Here is a 23,690-nt window from a genome sequence, read left to right on the forward strand (position 1 = left end):
TGGACTGCGGCAATTCGTCGGTTCGAGCGGCGGTAAACTGATTGGATGGAAGTTCTTTATGGTGTGCATCCCGTGGAGGAGGCGATTCGGTCGGGTGCACGGGCGCTGGAGTCGGTGATTGTGTCGCGGGAGCGGCGGGACGAGCGGCTGGAGAAGTTGATCGCACTATGCCGGGCTTCGGGTGTCTCGGTGACGATGGAATCCCGCGAGCAGATGACCAGGTTGGCGAAGACGGATCAGCACCAGGGTGTACTGGCTGTCGTAAAGGAACGGGCGTTTCTTTCGGTCGAGGATCTTTTGAAGCGGTCGAAAGGAGCGGAGCAGGAGGACCGAAAGCGGTTCTACCTGGCGTGCGATGGGATCGAGGATCCGCATAACCTCGGGGCGCTGCTGCGGACGGCGGATGCGATCGGGGTGGATGGCGTGATCCTGCCGGAGCGGCGGTCGGCTCCGATTACGGGTACCGTAGCGAAGACGTCGGCGGGGGCTTCGGAGCATATCCGGATCGCGCGGGTGACGAATCTTGTTCGGGCGCTCGAGGTGATGAAGAAGAACAATGTGTGGGTGATCGGGCTTGATGAACGGGGGACGCCAGATTACATGGACTTCGATTTCAAGACGGACTGCGTTCTTGTGCTTGGGCGCGAGGGCGCGGGGCTTCACGACCTGGTGAAGAAGACGTGCGATCACCTGTTGCGGATACCGATGGCGGGTATGGTTTCGTCTCTCAATGTGTCGGTTGCGGGTGCGGTGGTGATGTACGAGGCCGTGCGGCAGAGGAGGCAGGCTCCGGTGGTGAAGGCTCCGGCTGCTCCGAAGAAGTTGAAAGGGTTGGGTTCTTGACGAAGTTTCCGGTTGCTGAGACGTGGTTGATGGCGGGTGCGCTTTGCCTGCCGATGGGTTTGTTCGGACAAGCGACGGCACCGCCAACAGCTCCCGCAGCTACCGATGGGCAGGATCAAGGGCAGCCAGAGCCTATGCCTCCGCCGAAAGGCAAAGTGCTGTTTTCGCGGGACGGTTCGACTGCGGCGGGGACGTCAAAGGTGGCGATTCCGGAGGATGCGAAGATTCTGCCGGAGGTGACCGATGCGGAGCGGGATGCGTTGACCGTATTGGCTTATGACTTCGATGTGCATTTGACGCCTGCGTCCGCTGAGCTTGCGGTTCGGGTTGGGATGACGGTTCGGAATGATGGGGCCGTGCCGCTGACGCGGCTTGTACTTTCGGTGTCTTCTTCGCTGCGATGGGAGAGTTTCTCAGGACAGGTAGCGGGTGGCCAAGGAAAGCTGGCGTTTCTGCAGCACACCACCGACACGGATGCGGATCACACGGGTAAGGTAAGTGAGGCGGTGGTGACGCTTCCGGCGGCGCTGGCTCCGGGTGCGTCGTATGAGCTTGCGGCGGTGTATTCGGGGACCGTCGGGCAGAGTTCGGGGCGGCTGGACCGGATCGGGGCTCCGGCACAGCAGGCACGGCAGGCTGATTGGGATGAGATCGGGCGAGACGGGACGTCTCTGCGTGGATTTGGTGAAGTGCTCTGGTATCCGGTGGCGGCTGCGCCAGTGTTCCTGGGGGATGGAGCGAAGTTTGTGCAGGCGATTGGGCGGGCTCGGTATCGGAACGAGAAGACGACGGGGCGGCTGCGGCTGGCGATCGAGTACGTTGGCGAGGCTCCGCACTCGGCTTACTTTTGCGGGCGGCTGGAGCAGTTGACTGCACATAGCGAGAACCAGAATGTGCCGGTTGCGGAGTCGCCGGGGATTGCGACCGCGGAGTTTCCGATGGAGACGCTTGGGTTCCGGACGCTGAGCCTGTTCGTGACGGATAAGCCGGAGACGATTGCGGAGGGTGGGCTGCTGTCGGCAGTGACGGAGCAGGATGAGGCGTTCAAGAGCTACGAGGCTGCGGCGAGGCTGGTGCAACCGATGCTTGCGGATTGGTTTGGTGCGGCTGGACCGGCGGAACCGCTGCGGATCATCGATCATCCTGGCCAGGCGTTCGAGGATGGGGCGCTGTTGGTGATGAGTATGCGGGCTGCCGATCCACAGGCGCTTGCCCCGGCGATGGCACAGGCGTTAAGCCACGCATGGATGCCGTTGCGGCAACCTTGGATCGAGGAGGGGTTGGCGCAGTGGATGTACCTGATGTGGCTCGAGAGGACGTCGGGTCGGGATGCTGCGGTGAGCGAGTTGCAGCATGAAGCGGTTGCGCTGGCGTTCGCGGAGCCTCAGGCGGACGCTGGAGGGGCTTTCCCTGCCGGACAGAGCCTGCTGGAGGCTCGGGATGAGGTGTATTACCGGACCAAAGCGGCTGCGGTCTGGTGGATGCTGCGGACGTTGGTGGGTGAGGACGAGCTGAAGCAGGTGCTACAAAGCTATCGGAAGGACGCGAAGGGAAGTGACGATCCGAAGCGTTTGGAGAAGGCTCTCGAATTGAAGACGGGAAAGAGTTTCGGGTGGTTTTTCGATGACTGGGTTTATGCGGATAAAGGATTGCCGGATCTGTCAATCGTTCAGGTGACGCCGAGCGCGCTACGGGCGACCGGACCGAAGGGTCAAGGTTGGCTTGTGGCGGTCGAGGTGAGAAACGATGGGGATGCGGTGGCGGATGTGCCGGTGACGGTGCGGTCCGGTGCGCTGACGGCGACGCAGAGAGTGCGGGTTCCGGGCCGGTCGAATGTGTCGACCAGGATCCTCTTTCAGAAGACGCCGGAGGAGGTCCTCGTCAACGATGGCGAAGTTCCGGAGATGCGGACGAGCACGCATTCGCGGCGGATTACCGTGGAACCTGTCGAGACGAAGTAGTTAGCGGGCTCGCCTGCGATGGGTGCTGGGGGTCTGTGGAGCTGGAGCCGTTTCCTCCCAGATTGGCTGATGTCCCCAGAGACTCGTGGTGGTGAGGTCCAGGTGGATGGGCGCTGTGGGAGTGGCGCTTGCGGCTGCGGTCTTTGCGAGCGGCTTGGGTAATCCGTTGGCTAACTGGGGGACTGCGACGCTCAGGGCGGCAAGGCGCTCGGGAGTGGCGCTTCCGGCGAGGTGGAGGGTGTAGCCTTCGGGCGTGATCGTCCCGTTCAGGATCGCGGGTTCACGGGCTCCGAGGGCGAGCGTTGTCGGCTGGAGGGTGAAGGTGCCCTCTTCGCCGCTCTGGGTTGCTCGTTCCGGCTGGTTCGAGGAGCGCCTTCTAGACGGAGTGAGCGCTGCGGGGTGGGATCCGGTTTCCGTGGTGAGAATGGCGTCGCCCATGGCGATTGATGACTTTGCGTCAGGTGTTGCCGCAAGCGTTCCCCCCTTGAGGAGGATGTTGCTCTTGAGTTCGGTGGCGCTGGTGGCGAGGACGTTGTAGCTGACAGTTCCGCTCAGGACGCCGCCGAGGGTGAGGCGTTCGGGGGTGCGGGTGCTGAGGGTCTGGAGGAGACCAACGAGGTTGGCGGCGGGGGTTGGGGGAAGCTCGGCGGAGACGGAGGTTGGGCCGGGATGACGGATGTCGTCGAGGGAGCCGGAAAAGGAGAGGAGCGGTGGCGCGGAGCTTGAGTTGGCGGGAATGGCGCAGTGGGCGGAGGTGATGGAGTGGAAGGCGCTGGTAACGGTCGCGGTACACTCCGTCGTTACGGAGAGGGCGTTGGCGGGGACGAAGTCAGGGCGATGGATGTCGTCGATGCGGAGGCGGGTGTGAAGCTCGTTCGAGCCAACGGTGCCGAGGGCGGAGGCGGTGAGGGTCATGTCGCCGCGGAGGCCGGCGTCGCGGCCGAGGACGATGCGGCTGATCTCGCCGAGAGGCGCGGACTTCCACTCGGCGTGGAGGTCGATGGGGATCTGGTCGAGGGTTGGTGCGCGTCCGAGGGTTCCGTCGAGATGGAGGATTCCGGTGTATCCGACAGGAAGGTCGGTGCGGGCGGGATGGGCGGTGATGCGGACGTTCCAGGTCTGAGGGCTGGGGAGATAGAGGGAGAAGTCAGCGTCGGTGAGGGAGAACGGTGTCTTGACGTTGTCGAGCTTGAGGTTGAGACGTGCTCCTGTTGCCTCGATGTAGGGGAATCTTGGGGCTGGTCCGGCGGTGCGCTGGGCGGTTGGTGCCGTATCGATGTGGGAGGCCTGGAGGAGGATGGAGTCGAGGTTCCACTTGCCGTTCGAGGTGTGGACGAGATTGATGGATGGATCGGTGAGGCTGATGGTGGAGAACTCGACGTGCCTGCGCCAGAGGGAGCTGACGCGAAGGGTGGCGTGGACGGTGTCGGCGCGGATCGTCGGTTCGTAGCCGAAGGCTGGGTCTTCGCTGACCACGAAGCGCTCGAGGGTGAAGCCTGGGATCGGGAGCAGATTCAGCGTCACGTGATCGAGATGGACGGGACGACCGAGGCTCGCTGAGATGCTCTGGGTGATGCGACGCTGGTAGCGGTTGACATTGATGTAGGGCGGAAGGAAGACCATCAGGAGAAGCGCGATCAGAATGACCAGCGCGATCCAGATGCGGCGGAAGAAAGGCGCGCGAGGGGCGGTCTGCTTCTCGTCGAGTTGGGCGGAATAAGGCATCGTTTGCAATCCATGCAGGATAGAACGAACCCGGTATGTTTCGCCGGGTTCGTTCTGAATTTCAGGGTGTCACGGGTTACTTGATCAGGTGGAGGGTGCGTTTCCAGCGGGTCTGGTCGAAGATGTGGATGACGATGTGAGCCATGAAGGAGACGCGCTCGCCGACACTCTGCTTGTCGATCTGGTCGGCGGGGGTCTGGAAGGACCAGTAGACGAAGAGGGGACGACCGACGATGTTCTCTCTTGGGACGAATCCCCAGTAGCGGCCGTCGAGGCTCTCGGTGCGGTTGTCGCCCATGGCGAAGACCTTGCCGGGCGGGACGACGAGGTCGCCGTTGACGATGTGGCTTGGGAGTTCGTCGGCCCAGAGGGCGGTGACGCCTTCGCCATTGGGTGGAATGGCGGGGAAGTCATCGCGGTAGGGATCGTAGGAGTGTTGATAGTTGCCATCGTCCACGGGCTTGGCGGCTTGCGGTTCGTCCTGCGCGACTCCGTTGAGGTAGACGATGCCGTTCTTGAGGTGGATGCGATCGCCGGGGATGCCGATGGCGCGCTTGACGAGGAACATGTCGGGGGTTTCGGGATTGGGCTTGAGGAAGACGATGACATCGCCGCGCTGGATATCGCGGTAATGAACCCAGGGAGCCCATTTCGACGGTGGCGCGAAAGAGATACGGTCGACGAGGACGTGGTCGCCGATGAGAAGCGTCTTGACCATGGACGCGGAGGGAATCTCGAAGTTCTGGAAGATGAAGGTCATGACGAAGAGGCCGATGGCGAGGACGCTGCAGATGGAGGCGAGCGATTCGAGCGGGGTTTCCACGTCTTTCTGTTCGCTCTCCGGCAAGGCTTCGTGAGTGAACGTGGCCTGATCGGCTGGTAGTGGCTCGGTGATCGTGGCTTTGGCGGTCCTGGTTGTCAACTTCGTCTCCTGCTGCCCGCTTCAGTGTATCGTGTGCCTTCACCGTCCGGCATAGGTATACCCCCCCTCCCCATAGCCTGGGTGTAAGTCTTTTCTTTTGTTGGGCCTGCGACGGGTTATCCGACGCAAGTATAAGATATCAAATAGTTTAGCTGCAAATATTAGTCAGCAAAGGACTTAGGTCTGCTTTCTGTGTTCCGCGACCCTTTTTTGACTCTGATTAAATTGTACGAGAGTGACCATAACTAAAAGGACACTGATAAGTCTTTTGGAATGATTGGTTTGAGAGGTTTTAGGGCTTGACATCGATTTTTGCCCGGTTTCTGACGATATCTATTTTGAGATGCACGGCGCCTCGGCTCTTAACGCTTCCGGGATGAGCCGACTCCCCGCAGGATGAGATCAATTCCGGCGAGAAAATCCACCCGGTCGTCGTGATCCCGGACGTGTCCCGCGATGCTGCGCGTGAAGGGGTAGATATTGGGATCAAGCTGAGACCATGCGGCTGCCACGGCTTCGAGAAAGTCTGAGCGGTCGAGGTTGCGCTCGCGGGCCAGCTGCCCGTTGGCGGCGTTCCTTCCGCCGACGCCGAGGATGTAGCTCAGGAGTGTGCCGACCGCTTCCCACCGAGCCTGCTCCTTGACGCCCAGGGCGCTCACCTGCTGGCCGAGGCGTTCGAGGATGCGCACCATGGGCATCGCTCCCGGGGCTTGCGCCAGGGCCGAGCCGACCCACGGATGCTCGTCGATTGCGTCGAACAGGCCGAGCGCAAGATCGCGAATGTTTGCTTTGGTCTCAACGCCGGAGGGCGTTGCTTCGATGGTGCGGGCAACGATTGCGTCGCACGCGGCGGTGAGCAACTCGCTCTTGTTGGCGATATGCCAGTAGATGGCTCCGGGGCCGGTCGTAAGCCGTTCGGAGAGCGCTCGGAAGGTCAGACCGTCTTCTCCGCTGCGATCGAGGAGATCGATCGACGCTTCGACGATGCTCTCCCGGGAGAGCGATTCTTCCCGGCGCCGCGAGCTGCGCGCTTTTTTGGGCATGGTCCATCTTGACATGAATGGAACGGTGTTCCAAGATCGTGGAATGACGTTCCATTCAAATCAGCAGAACGCCTCCGTAGTGCATGACGTCCTTATCGCTGGGGCGGGGCCTGCCGGTCTCTTCCTTGCCTGCGAGTTGGCCCTGGCAAGGTGTTCCGTGCTCGTGCTGGAAAAGGCGGCGGATCCGCAGTCGCCATTGAAGCGGCTTCCTTTCGGGGTGCGCGGACTTTCGGCGCCTTCGATCGAAGCGCTGGATCGCCGCGGGTTGCTGGACAAGCTCGAGATCCACAAACGGGTGAAGAATCCGCACAAGACTTCGGCTCCGACAGGGCCAACTCGGCAGGTGGGACACTTCGCGGGGATTCCGCTTCTCGAGGGCAGGATCGACACCTCGCAGTGGGCACATCGGCTTCCGAGTTCGCCGCCGGCCAGCCTGATATCCGAGATCGAGGAGCTTGAGTCGCTGCTGGCCCGGCGGGCGGAAGAGCTGGGTGTCACGATCGTGCGTGGAGCTGGCATTCGGGATTTTCAGCAGGGTGCCGATGGGGTGACGGTTCAGGCTGGGGAGCAAACGTTCGAGGGCAAATGGCTGGTGGGGTGCGATGGAAGCCGCAGTGTGGTTCGCAAGGTGGGGGGCTTCGACTTTGCGGGTACGGAGCCGGAGTTTACGGGGTACTCCGCGCGGATTGACCTTGTCGAGCCGGAGAGGCTCAGGCCGGGGCGCAACCTGACAGCCACGGGGATGTATCTGCAATCGCAGCCGGGGTACGTGGTGATGGCGGAGTTCGATGGCGGAGCGGGGCATCGAGCGGAAGCGGCGACGCTGAAACGGGTTCAGGACGCGCTGCGGCGGGTCTCGGAGACAGACGTTACGATCGGGGCGCTGCATGCCGTGACGACCTGGACCGACCGGGCTCGGCAAGCCACGGCTTACCGCAATGGAAGAGTCTTCCTTGCCGGGGACGCGGCGCATATCCATTCGCCGCTTGGAGGCCAGGGGTTAAACCTTGGGCTGGGCGATGCCATGAACCTTGGGTGGAAGCTTGCCGCTGCGATCCACGGGAGAGCGCCAGAGGGATTGCTGGATAGTTATCACACCGAGCGGTATCCGCTTGGGGCGCGGGTTCTGGATTGGTCGCGAGCGCAGGTTGCGATCATGAGACCGGATCCTTCTGCCCGGGCGCTGAACGCGATCTTTCGCGACCTGATGGATACGCGCGATGGGGCGACCTATTTCGCGGGCAGGGTTTGGGGTGTCTTTACGCACTATGACCTGGGTGGCGGTCATCCGCTTGCTGGCCATAGCGTTCCCAACTTTGAGTTCGACGACGGTCGGACGATGGACGAGCTACTGCGCGATGGGCAGGCGATCCTGCTTGATTTTGGGAGCGATGCTTCGCTGATGGCCTTCGCGCGTGAGTACGGCGAACGGATGAGGTACATCTCCGGCCGGGCGAAAGAACGGTTTGGTTTGAGCGCCGCGCTGATACGGCCCGATGGGTATGTTGCGTGGGCTTGCGCCGGCGAGCCGGATGCGAACGAAGTTGAACATGCAGCCGCTGGCTGGCTGCTCAAGGAGGCACAATGAAGACTTCAGTCACGATTATTGGAGCGGGGCTTGGCGGGCTGATGCTTGCGCGCGTCCTGCATGTTCACGGTATTCCGGCAACAGTGTACGAAGCGGACGCTTCGGCGAATGCCCGCGCGCAGGGTGGGATGCTCGACATCCACGAGAACAACGGGCAGGTGGCGTTGAAGGCGGCTGGGTTCTACGAAGAGTTTCTTGCGATCATTCATCCGGGTGGGCAGGCAACGCGGGTTCTCGATCAGGACGGCAGGGTCCTGCTGGATGAACCGGATGACGGCACGGGTGGACGGCCTGAAGTGCCGCGAGGGGAGCTTCGGCGGATTCTGCTGGAGTCACTTCCAGACGATGCGGTTCGGTGGGGACATAAGCTTACGGAGGTGTCTCCGCTTGGAAGCGGACGGCATTTGTTGACCTTTGCTGATGGGTCCACGGTTACGACAGATCTGCTGGTGGGGGCGGACGGCGCGTGGTCGAAGGTTCGTCCGCTTCTTACGGAGGCGAAGCCGGCGTATGTGGGCACGTGCTTCATCGAGACGAACCTGTATGACAGCGACAGGCGTCATGGGGCGAGCGTGGAGGCGGTCGGTGCTGGGGCGATGTTCGCGGTGATGCCGGGGAAAGGTATTCTGGCGCACCGTGAGCCCGACGGCGTCCTGCACACGTACGTGGAGTTGACCAAGCCGAAGGAGTGGGTGGATGGCATCGACTTTTCTGACGCGGCGGATGCACTGGCTCGTGTTGCCGGGGAGTTCGAGGGATGGGCTCCGGCGCTGACGGCGCTGATTACAGACGGTGAGACGGACCCGGTGGCTCGGCCGATCTATGCGCTGCCGGTCGAGCATCGATGGGAGCGGGTAGCGGGGGTGACGCTGCTTGGGGATGCGGCGCACCTGATGATTCCTTCGGGCGAAGGGGCCAATCTGGCGATGTTCGATGGGGCGGAGCTTGCGCGGGCTCTTGCGGCGAATCCGGGAGATGTTGAGGGTGCGCTGCTCGAGTACGAGAGAGAGATGTTTCCGCGGAGCGCTGCCGAGGCTCTGGCGGCGGAGGGGATTCTTCGGGTGTGTCTTGGGGCGGATGCGCCGCAGAGTCTGCTGGATTTCTTTGGCGGCCACGGGCCGGTTGCGTGATTGCCAGGTGCGTAGGAAAGTCAGCCCTCCGTTGAGTTGAAGGGCCGTGGATATGGGGATCCTGATCGCCGGTGAAACGCTACTCTTCGCGGAGGAGGTTTGCGGGGTCGGCGTGCAGGGCGCGGCGAACGGGGGCGATGATGGAGATGATGCCGGTGAGCAGGAGCGTCAGCGCGACAGCGGTGAGGACGAGGGGATCCTGCGCGGAGGCCTGGTAGACGATGTGGGAGAGGAGACCGCTGCCGGCGAGGCCGAGGGCCAAGCCGAGGGCTGATCCGGCACCGATGAGGAGGAGCATGCGGCCGAGGGCAGCGGAGACGATCTGTTTTGCCTGGGCTCCGAGGGCTCGGCGGATGCTGAGTTCGCGCATGCGCTTACTGACGCTGTAGGAGGCGAGGCCGAAGGTGCCGGCGATCGAGAGCAGGAGACCGAAGGCTCCGAAGAGGCTGAGGGCAACGGTAGCGACCTGAGCGGGAAAGAAGCTGAAGGCCAGCTGCGAGGTCCAGGCGCCGGAAGAGCGGATGGCGATGCCTGGGTCAAGATTGTGGACGATCTTGCGGACGGTTGCAGCCATGTCGGCCGCGGCTGCTCCGGTTGCGTCAGGGTGTGTGCGGACGACGACCGAGGTGTTGAAGCCGGGCTGCTGGCGGATGGGGAGGTACATGGCTTCCTGCGGGTCTTCGCTGGTGAGGAAGTACTTTCCGTCGGCGACCATGCCAACGATCTGGATGGAGACGCCGGCGTGGTTCTTGAAGGAGCGGCCGATGGCGTTGTCTGTGTGGAAGAGGCTGCGGGCGAACTGGCGGTTGACGATGGCGACGGGAGGGGTCTTTTCGGTGTCGGTGGGGAGGACGTCGCGGCCGGCGAGCAGGGTAGTTCCGGCGGAGGCGAGGTAGCCGGGGGAGATGTTGTAGGAGAAGGGCTCGAAGGCTTCGTTCGAGGTGCGGAAGTCGGTGGTCTCTTCCTTGTAGACGGCGATCGATGTCGTATCTGCGAGGGGGGTGCCGCTAGCGTACCCGACGGCTTCGACGCCGGGCAGATGCTGGAGCTTTTCCTGGAGCTGCTGCTGGAAGTGAGCGGCGGACTCGCTGGTGTAGGCGGCCTGGCTTAGATCGAACTTGGTGAGCGAGGCGTTCTTTGGCTGAAAGCCCATCTCAGTGGTGAGGGTCCGGCTGAGGCCGCGCAGGGAGACGAACGCGGCGGTGACGGTGACGCAGCAGAGCGCGATCTGTCCGGCGAGGAGGACGTCGCGGAGAGCCCACTTGCGTCCGGAGCCCTGGCTGCCGCCGCTCTTGATCGCTTCGCTGGGATCGGTCTTGATGATCTGACGGAGAGGCATCAAGCCGAAGAGAACGCTTGCGGCGACGGAGATGAGGAAGGCCACGAGGATCAAGGATGGGTGTGGCTTTACCTGAAAGTGGACGGGATAGTCGGTGGGCGGGACCCAGCGGGCGAGGCCGTTGAGGGCGGACCAGGACAGCACGCAGGCAGCCGCTCCGCCGAGGATGGACGTCAGGAAAGCTTCGATCAGCATCTGCCGGACGATGCGCCAGCGGGTGGAACCGATGGCGACGCGGATGGCGAGTTCGCGGGCGCGGTCGGCGGTGCGGGCGGCGAACAATCCGCCAAGGTTGGCGCAGGCGGCGAGGAGCACGATGCCGGCGAGACCCATGATGCCGGAGAGGAAACGGCTGGCGGCACCACGGACGAAGTCGCCGATGAGGCCGGGGGGCGCGAGCTTGTACTGGAGGCCGTCTTCCTCCTTGGGGTTCTGTCTGGCGATGCGGGCGGCGAGGGTGTCGAGGGCGCTTTGGGCCTGTTCGCGGGTGATGCCGTCCTTGATGCGCGCGATGGGGAAGACCATCTTGTTGGTGCGATCCTCGAGCCAGCTCACGCCTTCAAAGGAGGCCTGGTTGGCCATGGGGACGAAGAGATCGGTCTGAAGGAACTTCTGGGTTCCGCGGAAGCTTTCGGGCACGACGCCGACGATGGTGTAGGGATGCTTGTCGATGCGGACGACCTTGCCGATGACCTTTGGATTCGCGTTGAAACGGGTCTTCCAGGCGTTCCAGGAGATGACGAGGGCCTCCGAGGCTCCGGGATGGTCGTCATCGGAGGGCGTGATGAAACGCCCGAGGAACGGCTGGATGCCAAGGGCCTCGAAGTATTGACCGCTTACTTCCGAACCCCACACGGGTTCGGTTGAGCCATCGAATTCGAGGCCGAAGACCTGCATGGCCTCGGCGGCGACGGCGGAGAAGACGGTGCTGCCCTCGCGCACGTCGCGTACCTCGGGGTAGGAGAACACGGGATAGCCGGAGACGTGTGGGGCGAAGGTGAAGACGCGATCCGCCCGTGGGAGGTCGAGAGGCTCGAGGATCATGGCCTGCAGGACAGCGAAGACGACCACGTTGGCGGTAATTCCGAGCGCCAGGATGAGGACAGCGGTTGCCGCGAAGCCAGGGGAACGGCGCATCTGGCGAAGTGCGAAGCGAACATCTTGAAAGAGGGTGTTCATGACCGGCCTCCGGGGGGCTTGCGCGATTTCTCGGTTGCAAACGTCTAGCAGAGTGATGATCTGACAAGAAGCAGCTTCGGGGCCGAATGCCGAGGGAGGCTAAGTTCCTGTAAACGCTCGTTGCCAGCCCGGCTAAGAGCGGACCACGGGTCGGCGGGCGTCCGCTTTCATGGGGCTTAGTCCAGTTTCGGACACCATGTGCCGTCTAGCGGATGACGGTGAGGGTGCGGTCCCAGCGGGCGAAATCGGCCAGGGAGCGGGTTTCGGAGACGGCGGCGGTGGGTGGGTTGTAGCTTGGGCCGGACTCGCTCTCGGGGTCATTGTCGCGCATGCGAAGGGACAGGTAGATGAGGAAGGGTTTGCCGACGATGGCGGCGCGGGGGACAAGGCCCCAGTAGCGGCTGTCGACGCTGTCGTTGCGGTTGTCGCCGAGGACGAAGTAACTGTTGGGGGGGATGACGACGTCGCCGTGGTCGACGAGGGAGCGGAGACGGATCCACCAGCGGGCGTCGACGTCGGAGTCGGGGGAGGGGACATTGGGGAAGTTGTCGCGGTAGAGGTTGGGCGGGCTGGAGCGGTAGACGGCGTAGGGCTCGGCGATGGTGTGGCCGTTGAGCAGGACGTGTCCGGCGCGGAGGCGGATGCGGTCGCCGGGGAGGGCGATGATGCGCTTGACGAGGTGGAGGGTGGGGTCGACGGGGTCGTGAAAGACGATGACATCGCCGCGATGGAGGGTGGCGGGAGGTAGGAGGTTCGACTGGCTGGAGGCGGTGACCTGCTTATCGACGAGGAGGAAATCGCCCACGAGGAGGGTGGGTTCCATGGAGGCCGACGGGATGCGGAAGGGCTGGAAGGTGAAGGTGATGAAGAAGAGGGCGACCGTCGTGAGGACGAGCATGGACTGGATCGCGGGCAGGAGATGGGCGTGAGCTGCGGAGGCGTGGGGCGCGGGGCGCGGCTTGGTGAGGGGAAGAGTGAGGGTGCGGGGGGGCTCGCTCATGGCCGGGCCGCCTCTTTCGCCAGATGGGCGAGGTGGGCGAGGGCTTGTTGGGCGGCGGCTTGCTGGGCTTGCTTTTTTGTTGGGCCTTCGGCTTCGGCGAGGGCGATGGTGTGGTCCGCGTTGTCGGGGAGTGGGGCGGGGACGCGGACTTCAATGCGGAAGCGCCTCTGGTGGTCTGGGCCGGTCTGGGCGGTGAGGACGTATTTGGGCTGGCCCTGGCCGGTGGCTTGCAGGTGTTCCTGTAATGCGGATTTGTGGTCGCCCACGGCTCCGCTGAAGGTGCTTTCGGGGTCCAGCGCGGCTTTCAGGGACGGGAGCGATGGCTGAATGATGTGGCGATCGATGAAGTTGCGGGCGGCTTCGATGCCTCCGTCGAGGTAGAGGGCGGCGATGACGGCTTCGATGGCGTTGGCGAGGATGGCGGGCTTGGCGCGGCCTCCGGATTGCTCTTCTCCACGGCCCAGGAGGAGGTGCGGGCCGAGGTTGATCCGGGCGGCGACTTCTCCCAGGTGCTTGCGGCTGACGATCGAGGCTCGGAGACGGGTGAGTTCGCCCTCGCGGGAGGCGGGGAAGAGTTTGTAGAGGGCTTCGGCAACGACCATGCCGAGGACGGCGTCGCCGAGGAACTCGAGCTGCTCGTTGTCGGCGGTGGGGTCAGTGAGGGCCGCAGGGGAGGTTTCGGAGGAGAGGGAGCGGTGGGTGAGAGCCCGGGTGAGGAGGAATGGGTTGGTGAAGCTGTGGCCGTAGAGGTCCGAGGGTTGCTCTGGGGTGGGTTTTCCTCGGGTTGCGCGACGGGTGGTCATCTCTGTGTTTGATGGTAGGGCAAAGGCGGGAGGGAATACAGGGGCCTTCGCGAGGATCAGATCACGACGGAGAACAGGCAGAAGCGTCCGGCGGGCTTCTTACGTTCCCACCTTAGCCGACGGTGAGGCTGTCGGCGAAGATGGGGCACCCCTTTTCGTGGCTGCGTAGGGGAAGGCAAAGACAAACGCAGATTCCCTTCGGGAATGACAACCAGAGGGTAACGACGAGTGCAACGGCAACGGCAAAGCGCCGGCGGACGCTACTTAGGGTCGGGGCGGTAGGCTTCTTTTTCGGCTTTGCCGGATGGGTCGAGGGGAGTGTTGTCGTCGTCGGCTGGTTGCTGGGCGCGGCGGGGGGTGGCGAAGGGGGCCTTGATCCCTTTTTCGGCGGCAGCCTTGGTGTCGGGGGCGCTGTCGCGGACGGTCAGGGCGGCTTTGTACTCTTCGATGGCCTTGGGGCGGTCGGGCTGGGTGTCGTAGAGGCGGCCCAAGTAGATGTGGGACCATGCCAGCGTGCGCGGGTTCTTCGAGGTCTTGATGGCCTCGGTGAAGTGCTCCATCGCGTCCTCGGGGGATTTTTGCATGAGTTCTACCTGGGCGAGGACGTAGTGGGCTTCGGGGTGATCGCCCTTGGGGTCGGCGAGGATTTTCTGAGCGATGTCTTCGGCGGTGACGAGGTCGCCCTTCATGAGGTCCATCTCGGCGAGGCGGATGCCGGTGATGGGGGGCGGGGTGCGGCGGATGGTGCCGTTGGTGCCCTCGGGGTAGAAGGCGATCTGGCTCTCGTGCTTGCGTTCGCGGTCGACGTCCATGCCGTAGACCATCTGACCGATGTCCTCCTTGAGGCTGGTGGAGTCACGCTCGGTGAGGAGGAGCTGGTTGTAGAAGTACTCGGTGAGGGCCCAGCCCTGGCGCATGTCGCGTTCGACGAGCTCGCGGCGGAGGGCCTCGGTCTTCTTCTCGTAGGCGGCTACGTCGGCGTCGTAGTGGATCATGTCGGTGCGCTGGGTGACGGCGTTTGGCTTGGCGGGGCGGGGGAAGTCGAACTCGAGAAGGCGGGCCTCGATGGCGCGGATGAGGCACTCGGTGATGTAGGCGCTGATATCGGAGCGGTAGATGAAGTCGATGGGGGCTTCGTGGATGGGCTTGAGGAGCGGCAGGAGGCGATCCATGGCGGCGGCGCGGGCGTAGATGAGCGGCTCGACGACGTACTGGAGATAAATGTGGCGGACCTGGTCCATGTGGATGGTCCTGGTCGCACCGTTGGGGCTGGCTACGGCGATGTAGTCGGTGGCGTAGATGCGGGCGTTCGTCGTCGACGGGGCGAGCATGGGCTCGAGGAGGACGAGGAAACGGCGGCCATCGTAGCCGGAGGTCGGCATGCGGACGGCGATGTTGGAGGACAGGACCATCTTTGTGAGCGGGCCGTGGACGGCGTCGTTGAGGGCCTGGTAGTCGGGGAGGTGCTCGACGTAGAGTGCGTGGAGGTGAAGCTGCTCGTTGAAGGCGCGGAGGAGCGGGAGGATGTTGACGACCTGCGTGGAGTCCGGGGGGAGCTCGGTCTCGCCGACGGAGGGGGCGAGGGCTGGCGGAGGCGTGGTGTAGAGGGCGAGGGAGACGTACTGGGCGATGTCCTGGGCCTTGTCGGCGAGGGTGTGGTCGCGGATGTAGAGGCAGATGGCGTCGCGGGAGTCGCGGGCGGGGGCGGAGTTGCGGAGCTCCTCGTTGACCTCTTCGCGGATGGCGAGGCGGACGGGGCTGGAGGCGGCGAGATCGGCGTCGTAGCCGCAGGCGTTGAGAGCGACGGCGATGTCGAAGAGGGGCTCGCTGTTTTCGAGGGTGATGGCGGAGCCGCCGGCCTCGGTTTTGTGCGCGATGCGGGCCTGGGAGGTGCTCTCCTGGATCTGCTGGCTGGGGATGGCGCTGGAGCTTGAGGAGCCAGTCTGGGGTGGATCCTGCTGAGCCGCCAGGGGCAGGGTGAGGAGGAGGGTGGCGAGGCAGAAGAGGGCGGGGTGGGTGGCTCGGATCATGTTGAACACGCTTTGGTTTCGACGTTCCCGGTTATTTTACGGGAGCGAGGGATTGGGCGGTGGGTAAGCGCGGCAGATTCGGTTTTATGCAGTAGCCGGGAGGATGCTGGCCTCTGAAGTCTCCAGCGTTCAGCAGACTTGTTGGACCTATCAGCTGCCCCGTCTGCCATACCATAACCCCGACGGCACGCTCAGCGTGTCGCCATCTCCGTTGCGATCGGGGCGTGGTCGGATAAGTCTTCCGGCAAGGCCCCGTTCAGCTTCGTCAGCGTCACCGGTGTCTCCGGACGCATTGCCGCGTTGGCGGTTGCTCCGGGCTTCACCACGATCCAATCGAGGCGATAGCGGATCACCCCGCCAAAGGTCCTCTTCATGCCGAACGTTGGGACAAATCCCTTGCCCGCGCGCTCGTTGCTGTCTGACAGTGTCTTCTTGCTCTTCTGCAGGTTGCGGGCTGCATCTCCGCTGAAGTCGAAGCTGCCTCCATCCTGGAAGCGATACTTTCGCAGATTTCCGAACATCGCCGCCTCCGGATTCCTGCCAAGTACCGGGATGTGCATCGCGGTTGGGTCGCGGTAGTTCTTCCAGAACTTGAACGGTGCCGTTGCGTAGAAGGGCAGGCTTACGGGCGTAAATTGCATCAGCGTGCCAAGCCAGAACTGGTAGTCCTTCACGCGCGATACGATCTCGTACCGTACTGACGTGGGGGTGCCGTCGGTCCCGGTTGTGTTCCAGTCTCCGGCGAGCACCAGGGCTCCGGGTGTGTCGCTTACGTTCTCGAGGACTGCGCGCATCTGCTTCGCGCGGCAATCGGCCTTGCACTTGTTCTCGAGATGCGCATTGACCAGGCGGACTGTTGTCTTCGCCGCGTCCGGAAGCTCGATATCGGCGACGAGTGCGTTTCGATTCCCTCTGCGTACCTCGCGGCCGATTCTCTCCAGAAAGACCACATCGGCGGTCTTTCGTTTCGCCTTCTCGAGCTTCGAGATTTCTTCCTGCTCCGCGGCAAACCAGTCGTGACACACGGGCAGGCTGATGACACGCACATTCCTTAGCGGATAGCGACTCAGAATCGCGTTGACGTGCAGGCCCTGGTATTTGGAGCGATCGGGCTTCAGATCGTCCGTCATGCGGGCGGAAAGCTCCGGTGTATCGAGCACCGCCTTCTCCGTGCCCAGGCTTACCAGGCTGTCCACCTCGAGGAACTCCACCCCGTAGACCGAGCTCATTCCCAGCGCATCCGACAGCTCTTTCACGACGTTGCGGTAGTCCGTGCGCTTCACCCCGATGTCTACCTCGTTTAGGATGAGCACATCACTTTCCCGAAGTGTCCTGATCTCGCTCCGCAGCCGCTCCAGCTCGTTTGCCGATACCTTCTTCCTTGCGGCCTGCGCCTCCTTAAGGAATCCGTCTGGAGAGCTGAGCATCCGCTCGATCTCATCGAGGTTCTGGCCGCGCTCGATATTCCACTCGGTCACGCGGAGCTTCGCCGGTGCCGCGGTCGCGCCCGTGCGGTTATCCACTACCGGTGTCGTCAACACCACCTTCAATTTGGCAGCGAGCGCGGGGTCGAGATCCTGCTTGTTCGACAGCGTGACGAGCTCATCGAAGCTGAGCCGTGGAACGGAGGCGTCTTCGGCCTGGAGACCTCTGGCAGAGGCGGCGAGCAAGAGCAAGGCTACGAAACCCGCATGGAGCTTCGATGCCCCGGATCCGCAGACAGACATGTTGGACTCACCTGAAGTTGGGTTTACTGGCAACACCGCGCACACAGGATAGCGCGAGCGATCGTACAACGATCGCGAGGGGAATCGGTCAGACGGGAACGGGGATCTAAGCGTGGACGGCGACGCCGGCGAAGGTGATGTAGATGTGGCCCTTGACGGGCGTGCCGAAGACGCTGGCGGGTTTGAAGACGGCCAGTAGAAGCTGGTCTTCGATCTGGGCCTGGACAGCGGGGGCGTCGGGGCCGGTGGGGGCGCAGATGATGCGGTAGTCGTAGACGCGACCGGTGTTGTTGACCATGGCGTCGACGACGACGGCTCCGCCATTCGGCAGCTTCGTGTTGTGGATGGCGATAGGCTGGGGTTCGATGGCCGAGTAGAGATAGCGCGGGGCGGTGATGGCGCCGAGAGGCTCGTCGTCGGCGAGGACGGCGTTCGGCGGGGTGACGACGCCGAGGAGGAAGACGATCGTTCCGACGAGGGTGAGGGCACAGGCGAGGCCAGCCGACGCCTGGATAGCTATGGGGCGTAGGGTGTTCTCCCAGGCGAGAGAAAAAGTGTCGCGCCAGCTTGATTTGCGGGCGGCCTGCTCGCGGGAGATGGCGAGGCGGAGGCGGAGGCCGAGGTCGTCAGGAGCCTTGGTGGTGCGGAGGGAGGAGAGCGTTTGCTGCATCGCCTGCCAGTCGGCGAACTCGTGGTTGCACTCGTGGCAGGACTCCAGGTGCGCGGCGATGCGCTGCATCTCGTGGCCGTTGACGGCGCCATCGAGGTAGGAAGAGAAGGAGTTGCGGATCGTCTCGCAGGTGTCGTTCACGGGCAGGAAGCTCATCGTGCTTCGGCTCCTTGCAGGTGCGCGAGACAGCCGTCGGCGGTAAGGAGCTGGCGGAGGGCGGTGCGGCCGCGGGTGAGGCGGGACTTCACGGTGCCGAGGTTGACGTCGAGGATCTCGGCGATCTCTTCGTAGGCAAAGCCTTCGATCTCGCGGAGGACGACGACGGTGCGGTAGGCCTCGGGAAGCTCGCGGAGGGCAGATTCGACGCGCTCGCGAAGCTGAGACTGGGCGGCGTGGTCGAAGGGCGAGTCGCGGTGGCAGGCGAGAGTGGCGGAGAGGCAGAGGCTCTGGCCGTCTTCGTCGGGCTCGCCGGTGGAGTCGATGGTGATCTCCTGGCGCTTGTGGCGAGACCACCAGCGGCGCTGGTTGGAGGCCTCGTGGAGGGCGATGCGGTAGAGCCAGGTGCGGAGCCTGGAGTCGCCGTGGAAGCTGCGGATGCTGCGGAAGACCTTGACGAAGACTTCCTGGGTGATGTCGGCGGCGTCGGCGGGATCCTGCAGGGAGCGGGCGATGAGGGAGAAGATCTGCTGGTGGTACTGGGCGATGAGGACGCCGAACGCTTCTTCGGAGCCGAGTTTGAGCTCGGCGACGAGGGAGGCGTCGTTTGTCCGGATTCCAATCGCGCTTGCGAGATTTCCCACTGCGGTGCCCGCCTGCATATCGGGTGTCCTCTACAGTACGTCGTGGAACGGTTGTGCGGCAAGGGCCGCCGGTAGCGTTTCAGGGAATCCTTAGAATTGAGCGAAGGAAACTACGCCGCCGGCGGCCGAGTGCTCGCTCACTCTGGGTACTTAGACACCGGGGGGTGGGTGTTTAGTTCCCGAAGTGCCGCGTTTTCGGTGCAGGGTTTGACGGATACGTCAGAGTCCGCGAGAATAGAGAGAGTCCTTCCTAAGAGTGGGCCTGTGGCGCAGCTGGGAGCGCGCTTCCATGGCATGGAAGAGGTCATCGGTTCGATCCCGATCAGGTCCACCAAACAACCCCTTACAAATCAAGCATATGCCGGGAGGCGTTCACTCCCTCCTCTCGGTGACTTTGTGTCATTTTGTGTCACGCGTTCAGAAGGCTTGCGCCGACTTCTGAGCAGTGCTGCGGTTGAAGCCGACTCCTTCAAGTTTTTCCGACTCCGCGCATCCGATTTTCTTAGCTCCAAGTTGATGGAGTTGATCGTCGATTGCACGCTTGCAGGAATCTCCTGCATATAGACGTCCGTGGTGGTAGCGGTGCGTGAGTGCCGCATGACACCTTGAACATCTTTGATGGTCCCCTTCTTCTGTGCGAGGGTTGCGATCGTTCGGCGGATAACCTGAAACGTCAACTTGGGCAACTGCAATTCGCGGGCGATCTTGTGAAGAACGCGTTTGCGATAGTTGTCCGTGTCAAGGAAACCTCCGTCTTCATTTTGAAAGATGAAGTCATCTGGGGACAGAGAGGCCAACGTTCGCTTTCCCTTCTCAAATGCCTCCCGCGCTTTCTGTTCACATTCGAAACGCCATGCATGCAAGTCGTCAGCAAGTTGTCGCGGAATGTGAATCACGGTAAGGCTCTTCTTTGTTTTGCCCCAATCTCGGATCTTGCCTTTATAAACAGTCTCCGCGACCGTGAGCGTCGATGCTTTGTATTCAAACCGCTTCCATCTAAATGCGAAGAGTTCACTCGGACGCAAGGCGTTCGTCATATCGAGCTCAAGCAAGATGCGATCTCGAAGACTCAACTTCGAAAGCGCTAGCCTGAGCTGATCCCAAGTGAGCGTCGTGGTGTCCGTCGCCCGTAGCTGGACAGGAACCTTGAGCTTGCGTGCGGGGTCCTTAACGAGAAAGTCCTGATCGACTGCCTCGGCGAAGATGTCCCGGACGTAAGCACGCATTTGCAAGACACGGTCCTTTGATCGGGTTGTAGCCAGCTTGTTGAGGTGCAGTTGCAAGCTGAACTTGTCAAAGTTGGCCAACGGGATTTCGCCAAGCGGTGCGACGATGTCCAATTGGATAAGGAGCTTCTTGGTTTTCGCGGTCTCTTCCTTCCAAACGGCTTCTTTAAGTGGAATGAACCGGTTGTTTACGAACCATGCCAGGGTGACGGAACCATCGTTGATGATGCGTGTCGGAGAGCCGGGCTGGCCCAATTGTTTAGTGATCTCACGTTCAAGTGCTTGACGGGCTTCTGTCTTGGTCAACTTCGACTTCGGCCCGAGGTTCACAGGAACGCGAACGGACTTCGGCTCATTCGTGGCAGGGTCGTTTACCATTTTCCGGTAATACCCATACCATTGCTTCCCGCGAGGCGTTACATAACCTCGTTGGTAGGTTGTACCCATTCGTTCCCTCAGTTCTGTGGCGGGAAAAGATAGGGCCTATCTCAATTTTACCGACGTGTTCTGCGGGAAATAAAGACAGGCCACACAAGTTTGTCATCTCTGATTCACGAGCTCGGCATCAACTCACGCACGTCGCCGTAAGGCGCTCAGTCGCTCCCTCTCATCGATGAAAGCCTCAATCCCACTAGGGCGATAGCGAAGCGCCCCGTCTCCCATCCGTATGACGGGCAAGAGTGGTTTCTTCCTTGAGGAATGATCCCAAACCCAATCCGTGCTCACATTGAGACGCCTCGCGACGTCCTCGGCCGTGAGAAGCGGTTCTGCATCTATGACCCTTGCTGGTGGCTTTCGAAGTTGATGGTTGAACGACAACCTCTCAGGTGAGGTCGAAGCGCCAACCGGCTCAGGCTTATCGAAGGACGGAACGAACCCGGACGTATTCCCCATGCTGCACCTCGCGTAAATCGATCAGCTTCGAGCGTGACGCTTTCATTCATATCAGTCCAATACTTCTTATCGATTTCGCTCCAGTTTTTGTCTATACCGAGGCCAGCGCGCCGGATGGTTACCTAGAGGACTCCGGTGTCCCCGTCGCGCCCAATTGACAATCTCAGCCCATTGCGAAGAATGGTGTTTGGAACAAGTTTTCCACAGTCGAGTACGTCGGACCTGTGGAATCGACGAAAGCCAAGTGGAGCTCCAGGCTATGTCAGATTCCCTCACATTCCGTCTTCTCCGCTACATCAAAGCGTCTGCCGAGAGCTTGAATTTCACTCGCGCAGCGGAGCAGGTTTTCGTTGCTCAATCCTCTCTAAGCCATCAGATCGGAAAGTTCGAAGACAATATCGACGTCACGATCTTCGATCGATTACAGAATGGGTTGAAGCTCACGCCGGCGGGCCGAATCGTCGCGACGTATGCGGAGAACACCTTGCGAGAGTGGGAGCAGACGCTGGTCATGGCTCGGGCTGTCCAACGCAACGAAGTGCCACCTCTCAGAGTTGGCTTTTCATCCTTTGTCAACGCAAAGCTGCTTGAGAAATTTCACGAGGGTTACGATCGGATGTTCTCCGGTTGCACCATTCAACTGCTGAGTGGAGACCCTCTTCTGTGTTTACAACGTCTTGATGGACGAACGCTCGATTGCGCGATTCTCCCGCTGCCAATCGACGAGAAGCTTTATTGTGTCCAGCAGATTGCACAATCGCCGTTGGTGGTCTGCATGCGCTCCGACGATGTCCTTGCTGACCTCGCGCTTGTCGATATTCATGAGGTCGCGCAACGCATCACCATATTTCCGGATCCAGAACTGCATCCTTCCGCGCACGCCTGTCTCTTGGAGATGTTCGGTGAACTGGGGATTTCTATGCACCTGTCCTGCTCAGCTCGTACACCCTCTGAGATTCAATGGATGGTAAAAGAGCGATTCGGACTCGCTCTCATCGACCAACTCTCGCCACTAGATTCGGGACTTATTACACGAGCAATTGTCGGCCTCAACTGGACGGCCGATACCGCCTTCGTCTATGTAAGCCCAACAGATCACGTTGCACTCCCATTCGTAGAACGGTTCCTTCGGGAGACCTGGATGGAATCACGGAGGAGAAGACTTCCGAGCAAAGTGCGTGTACCCGAGCAGATGGAGCTGCTCGTGTGAAGTGAATGATCGCCATAGGCAAAATGTATGGCGAAATCGATAGGAACTGTTGGACGAGGCGTTGAACGGGCTTTACGTTTTCCTTCATGGCGACGGTTACTCGCCATCAGGAGAATGCCTATGACACTTCGTTCACGTTTCGAAAATCGCAACCTAAAAGGAAAGATCATCCGTGCCATCCGCCTGATGGCTCCAACGCTCTTGGCCCTGTCTCTCGCGGGTGTGGCACACGCGCAAGGAACGATGGACTTTTCAGGAGCCCAAACGCTGATGGGAACCTTCAAAACGACCCTCTTGAAATCGGTTCGCGAAGCCGCAGAACAGCGAGGGTATGTCGTCGAAGGCTTCGCCCCGACTTCTCGCGCCGCGAACCAGCTCCGCGATGCCGGGATCTCCGCCGACACCTTACAGGGCTTCTTGGTTCGCGCCCGCCAGCCGAACCCCGACCGTCATCTGTACATGGTCGATGAATCGAGTCTCGCCAGCACCAAACAAGTGCGTGACTTCCTCGCGAAGCTGGAATCCGGCGACCGTGTATTGCTTATTGGAGATACCAGACAGCATCAGGGAGTCGAAGCCGGCAAGCCGTTCGAGCAGTTGGTGAATGCCGGGATGAGGACGACACAGCTTGACCAGATCGTCCGCCAACGAGAGGCCCCCGAGCTTTTGAAGGCCGTCGAGCATTTGTCACGCGGGGAAATCGCCGAAGGTGTGGCGCTCTTAGAACGGCAGGGCCGCGTTACCGAGATTACCGATCCGCAACAGCGCATCGCCGCCATTGCTCGGAGCTACGCCGCCAGCCCGGAAAACACCATCGTTGTCTCTCCTGATAATGCTTCGCGCCGTCAGATCAATCAGGCAGTCCGTTCCGAATTGCAAGCTCTCGGCAGAGTCTCCTCGGAGGACCACGCGGTGCGCGTACTCGCCCCCCGTTCCGACATGACCGGTGCCGACAGGACCTGGGCCGCTCGCTACGCCGTAGACGACGTTCTCTACTATCCGCGTGGCAGCCAAGACATCGGAATAGAGCGACAAAGCTATACGAAGGTTGTCACTATCCAGCCCAAGGACAACCTGCTCACCGTTCAGAAAGGAGACGGAGCCACCATTACATACAATCCCGCGCGGCTCTACGGCGTGAACGTCTACCGCGAATTGGAGCAGGAGTTTGCCGTTGGCGATCGTTTGAGTTTTACTGCCCCGTCCAAAGAGCTAGGCGTGGCCAACCGCGACCTCGGCACAGTGCAACAGATCGACAACGATGGCCAGCTCTCGGTGAAGATGGACAACGGCAAAGCGGTCAGCTTCGATGCCAATCAAATGCAGCACTTCGACCACGGCTACACAGTCACCAGTCACAGCTCTCAGGGGCTCACCGCCGACCGCGTGCTGATCAATATCGACACGAATGTCCACCCAGAGCTGATAAATCCGCGCTTCGCTTACGTCGCCGTCTCGCGCGCCTCTCACGACACGCAGATCTTCACTAATGCGGCATATGCTTTAGCAACGAATCTCGGTCATGCTGTCGATAAGACTTCAGCAATTACTGTGGGTGAAGGTTTTGGCTTGTGATGGAAATTGTTCACCGCGCGCGGGC

The 23,690-nt window shown here is 61.8% G+C and carries 17 protein-coding genes and 1 tRNA gene; 7 read left to right on the top strand and 11 right to left on the bottom strand.

Annotated features, from left to right (window positions below; genetic code table 11):
• The first annotated feature begins 45 nt into the window (after positions 1-45).
• Positions 46-843, top strand: coding sequence for a 23S rRNA (guanosine(2251)-2'-O)-methyltransferase RlmB (gene rlmB / locus GRAN_RS22465; protein ID WP_128915303.1), 798 nt, complete (start codon positions 46-48; stop codon positions 841-843).
• Entirely contained in the window at positions 840-2,804 is a 1,965-nt protein-coding gene (locus GRAN_RS22470; protein WP_128915304.1) for a M1 family aminopeptidase, read from the top strand. Before rlmB ends, GRAN_RS22470 begins: the two co-directional genes overlap by 4 nt.
• Here the strand turns inward: GRAN_RS22470 and GRAN_RS22475 are convergent, their stop codons facing one another.
• The 3 genes from GRAN_RS22475 to GRAN_RS22485 form a co-directional block, all read right to left on the bottom strand.
• On the bottom strand, positions 2,805-4,529 hold the full coding sequence (locus GRAN_RS22475; RefSeq protein ID WP_128915305.1) for an AsmA family protein: 1,725 nt from the start codon (positions 4,527-4,529) through the stop codon (positions 2,805-2,807).
• A 76-nt stretch (positions 4,530-4,605) separates the two neighbouring features.
• Positions 4,606-5,376 (bottom strand): signal peptidase I, encoded by a 771-nt coding sequence (gene lepB / locus GRAN_RS22480; protein ID WP_241655102.1) that lies wholly within the window; start codon positions 5,374-5,376, stop codon positions 4,606-4,608.
• A 437-nt stretch (positions 5,377-5,813) separates the two neighbouring features.
• Positions 5,814-6,494, bottom strand: coding sequence for a TetR/AcrR family transcriptional regulator (locus GRAN_RS22485; protein WP_128915306.1), 681 nt, complete (start codon positions 6,492-6,494; stop codon positions 5,814-5,816).
• 43 nt (positions 6,495-6,537) lie between these two features.
• Between GRAN_RS22485 and GRAN_RS22490 the strand changes: the two genes are divergently transcribed.
• Together GRAN_RS22490 and GRAN_RS22495 are read left to right on the top strand one after the other, a co-directional pair.
• Positions 6,538-8,082 carry an FAD-dependent monooxygenase gene (locus GRAN_RS22490; RefSeq protein ID WP_128915307.1) on the top strand — a complete coding sequence of 515 codons (1,545 nt, stop codon included), beginning with the start codon at positions 6,538-6,540 and terminating at the stop codon, positions 8,080-8,082.
• Entirely contained in the window at positions 8,079-9,212 is a 1,134-nt protein-coding gene (locus GRAN_RS22495) for an FAD-dependent oxidoreductase (RefSeq protein ID WP_128915308.1), read from the top strand. The genes GRAN_RS22490 and GRAN_RS22495 overlap by 4 nt, the downstream gene beginning before the upstream one ends.
• Before the next feature lie 79 nt (positions 9,213-9,291).
• Here the strand turns inward: GRAN_RS22495 and GRAN_RS22500 are convergent, their stop codons facing one another.
• The 7 genes from GRAN_RS22500 to GRAN_RS22530 all read right to left on the bottom strand — a co-directional run bounded on the left by GRAN_RS22500 (position 9,292) and on the right by GRAN_RS22530 (position 18,778).
• On the bottom strand, positions 9,292-11,730 hold the full coding sequence (locus GRAN_RS22500) for an ABC transporter permease (RefSeq protein WP_128915309.1): 2,439 nt from the start codon (positions 11,728-11,730) through the stop codon (positions 9,292-9,294).
• Positions 11,731-11,935: 205 nt separating this feature from the next.
• A complete protein-coding gene (gene lepB / locus GRAN_RS22505; protein ID WP_128915310.1) occupies positions 11,936-12,730 on the bottom strand; it encodes a signal peptidase I in 795 nt (264 codons plus the stop codon).
• Positions 12,727-13,533 carry a ribonuclease III gene (rnc, locus tag GRAN_RS22510; protein ID WP_128915311.1) on the bottom strand — a complete coding sequence of 269 codons (807 nt, stop codon included), beginning with the start codon at positions 13,531-13,533 and terminating at the stop codon, positions 12,727-12,729. Before rnc ends, lepB (GRAN_RS22505) begins: the two co-directional genes overlap by 4 nt.
• A gap of 260 nt (positions 13,534-13,793) precedes the next feature.
• Positions 13,794-15,563, bottom strand: a complete 1,770-nt coding sequence (locus GRAN_RS22515) for a tetratricopeptide repeat protein (protein WP_128915312.1) — start codon at positions 15,561-15,563, stop codon at positions 13,794-13,796.
• Between the two features lie 191 nt (positions 15,564-15,754).
• On the bottom strand, positions 15,755-17,290 hold the full coding sequence (locus GRAN_RS22520) for an endonuclease/exonuclease/phosphatase family protein (RefSeq protein ID WP_128915313.1): 1,536 nt from the start codon (positions 17,288-17,290) through the stop codon (positions 15,755-15,757).
• Positions 17,291-17,396: 106 nt separating this feature from the next.
• Positions 17,397-18,116: an anti-sigma factor family protein gene (locus GRAN_RS22525; RefSeq protein WP_128915314.1), complete on the bottom strand. Its 720-nt coding sequence runs from the start codon at positions 18,114-18,116 to the stop codon at positions 17,397-17,399.
• Positions 18,113-18,778 (bottom strand): sigma-70 family RNA polymerase sigma factor, encoded by a 666-nt coding sequence (locus GRAN_RS22530; protein WP_128915315.1) that lies wholly within the window; start codon positions 18,776-18,778, stop codon positions 18,113-18,115. The genes GRAN_RS22525 and GRAN_RS22530 overlap by 4 nt, the downstream gene beginning before the upstream one ends.
• A 240-nt stretch (positions 18,779-19,018) precedes the next feature.
• Between GRAN_RS22530 and GRAN_RS22535 the strand changes: the two genes are divergently transcribed.
• Positions 19,019-19,094, top strand: a tRNA-Ala gene (locus GRAN_RS22535).
• A gap of 16 nt (positions 19,095-19,110) precedes the next feature.
• On the opposite strand, the gene GRAN_RS22540 is transcribed toward GRAN_RS22535, so the two are convergent.
• Complete coding sequence (locus GRAN_RS22540; RefSeq protein ID WP_241655095.1) at positions 19,111-20,292, bottom strand: site-specific integrase; 1,182 nt, start codon at positions 20,290-20,292, stop codon at positions 19,111-19,113.
• Positions 20,293-21,139: 847 nt separating this feature from the next.
• On the opposite strand from GRAN_RS22540, the gene GRAN_RS22545 reads away from it, so the two are divergent.
• Entirely contained in the window at positions 21,140-22,090 is a 951-nt protein-coding gene (locus tag GRAN_RS22545) for a LysR family transcriptional regulator (protein ID WP_128915317.1), read from the top strand.
• A gap of 120 nt (positions 22,091-22,210) precedes the next feature.
• Positions 22,211-23,665, top strand: a complete 1,455-nt coding sequence (locus GRAN_RS22550; RefSeq protein ID WP_277751246.1) for an ATP-dependent DNA helicase — start codon at positions 22,211-22,213, stop codon at positions 23,663-23,665.
• The last annotated feature ends 25 nt before the right edge of the window (positions 23,666-23,690 follow it).

Origin of the sequence: Granulicella sibirica (assembly GCF_004115155.1) — a bacterium.
Classification (GTDB): Bacteria; Acidobacteriota; Terriglobia; order Terriglobales; family Acidobacteriaceae; genus Edaphobacter; species Edaphobacter sibiricus.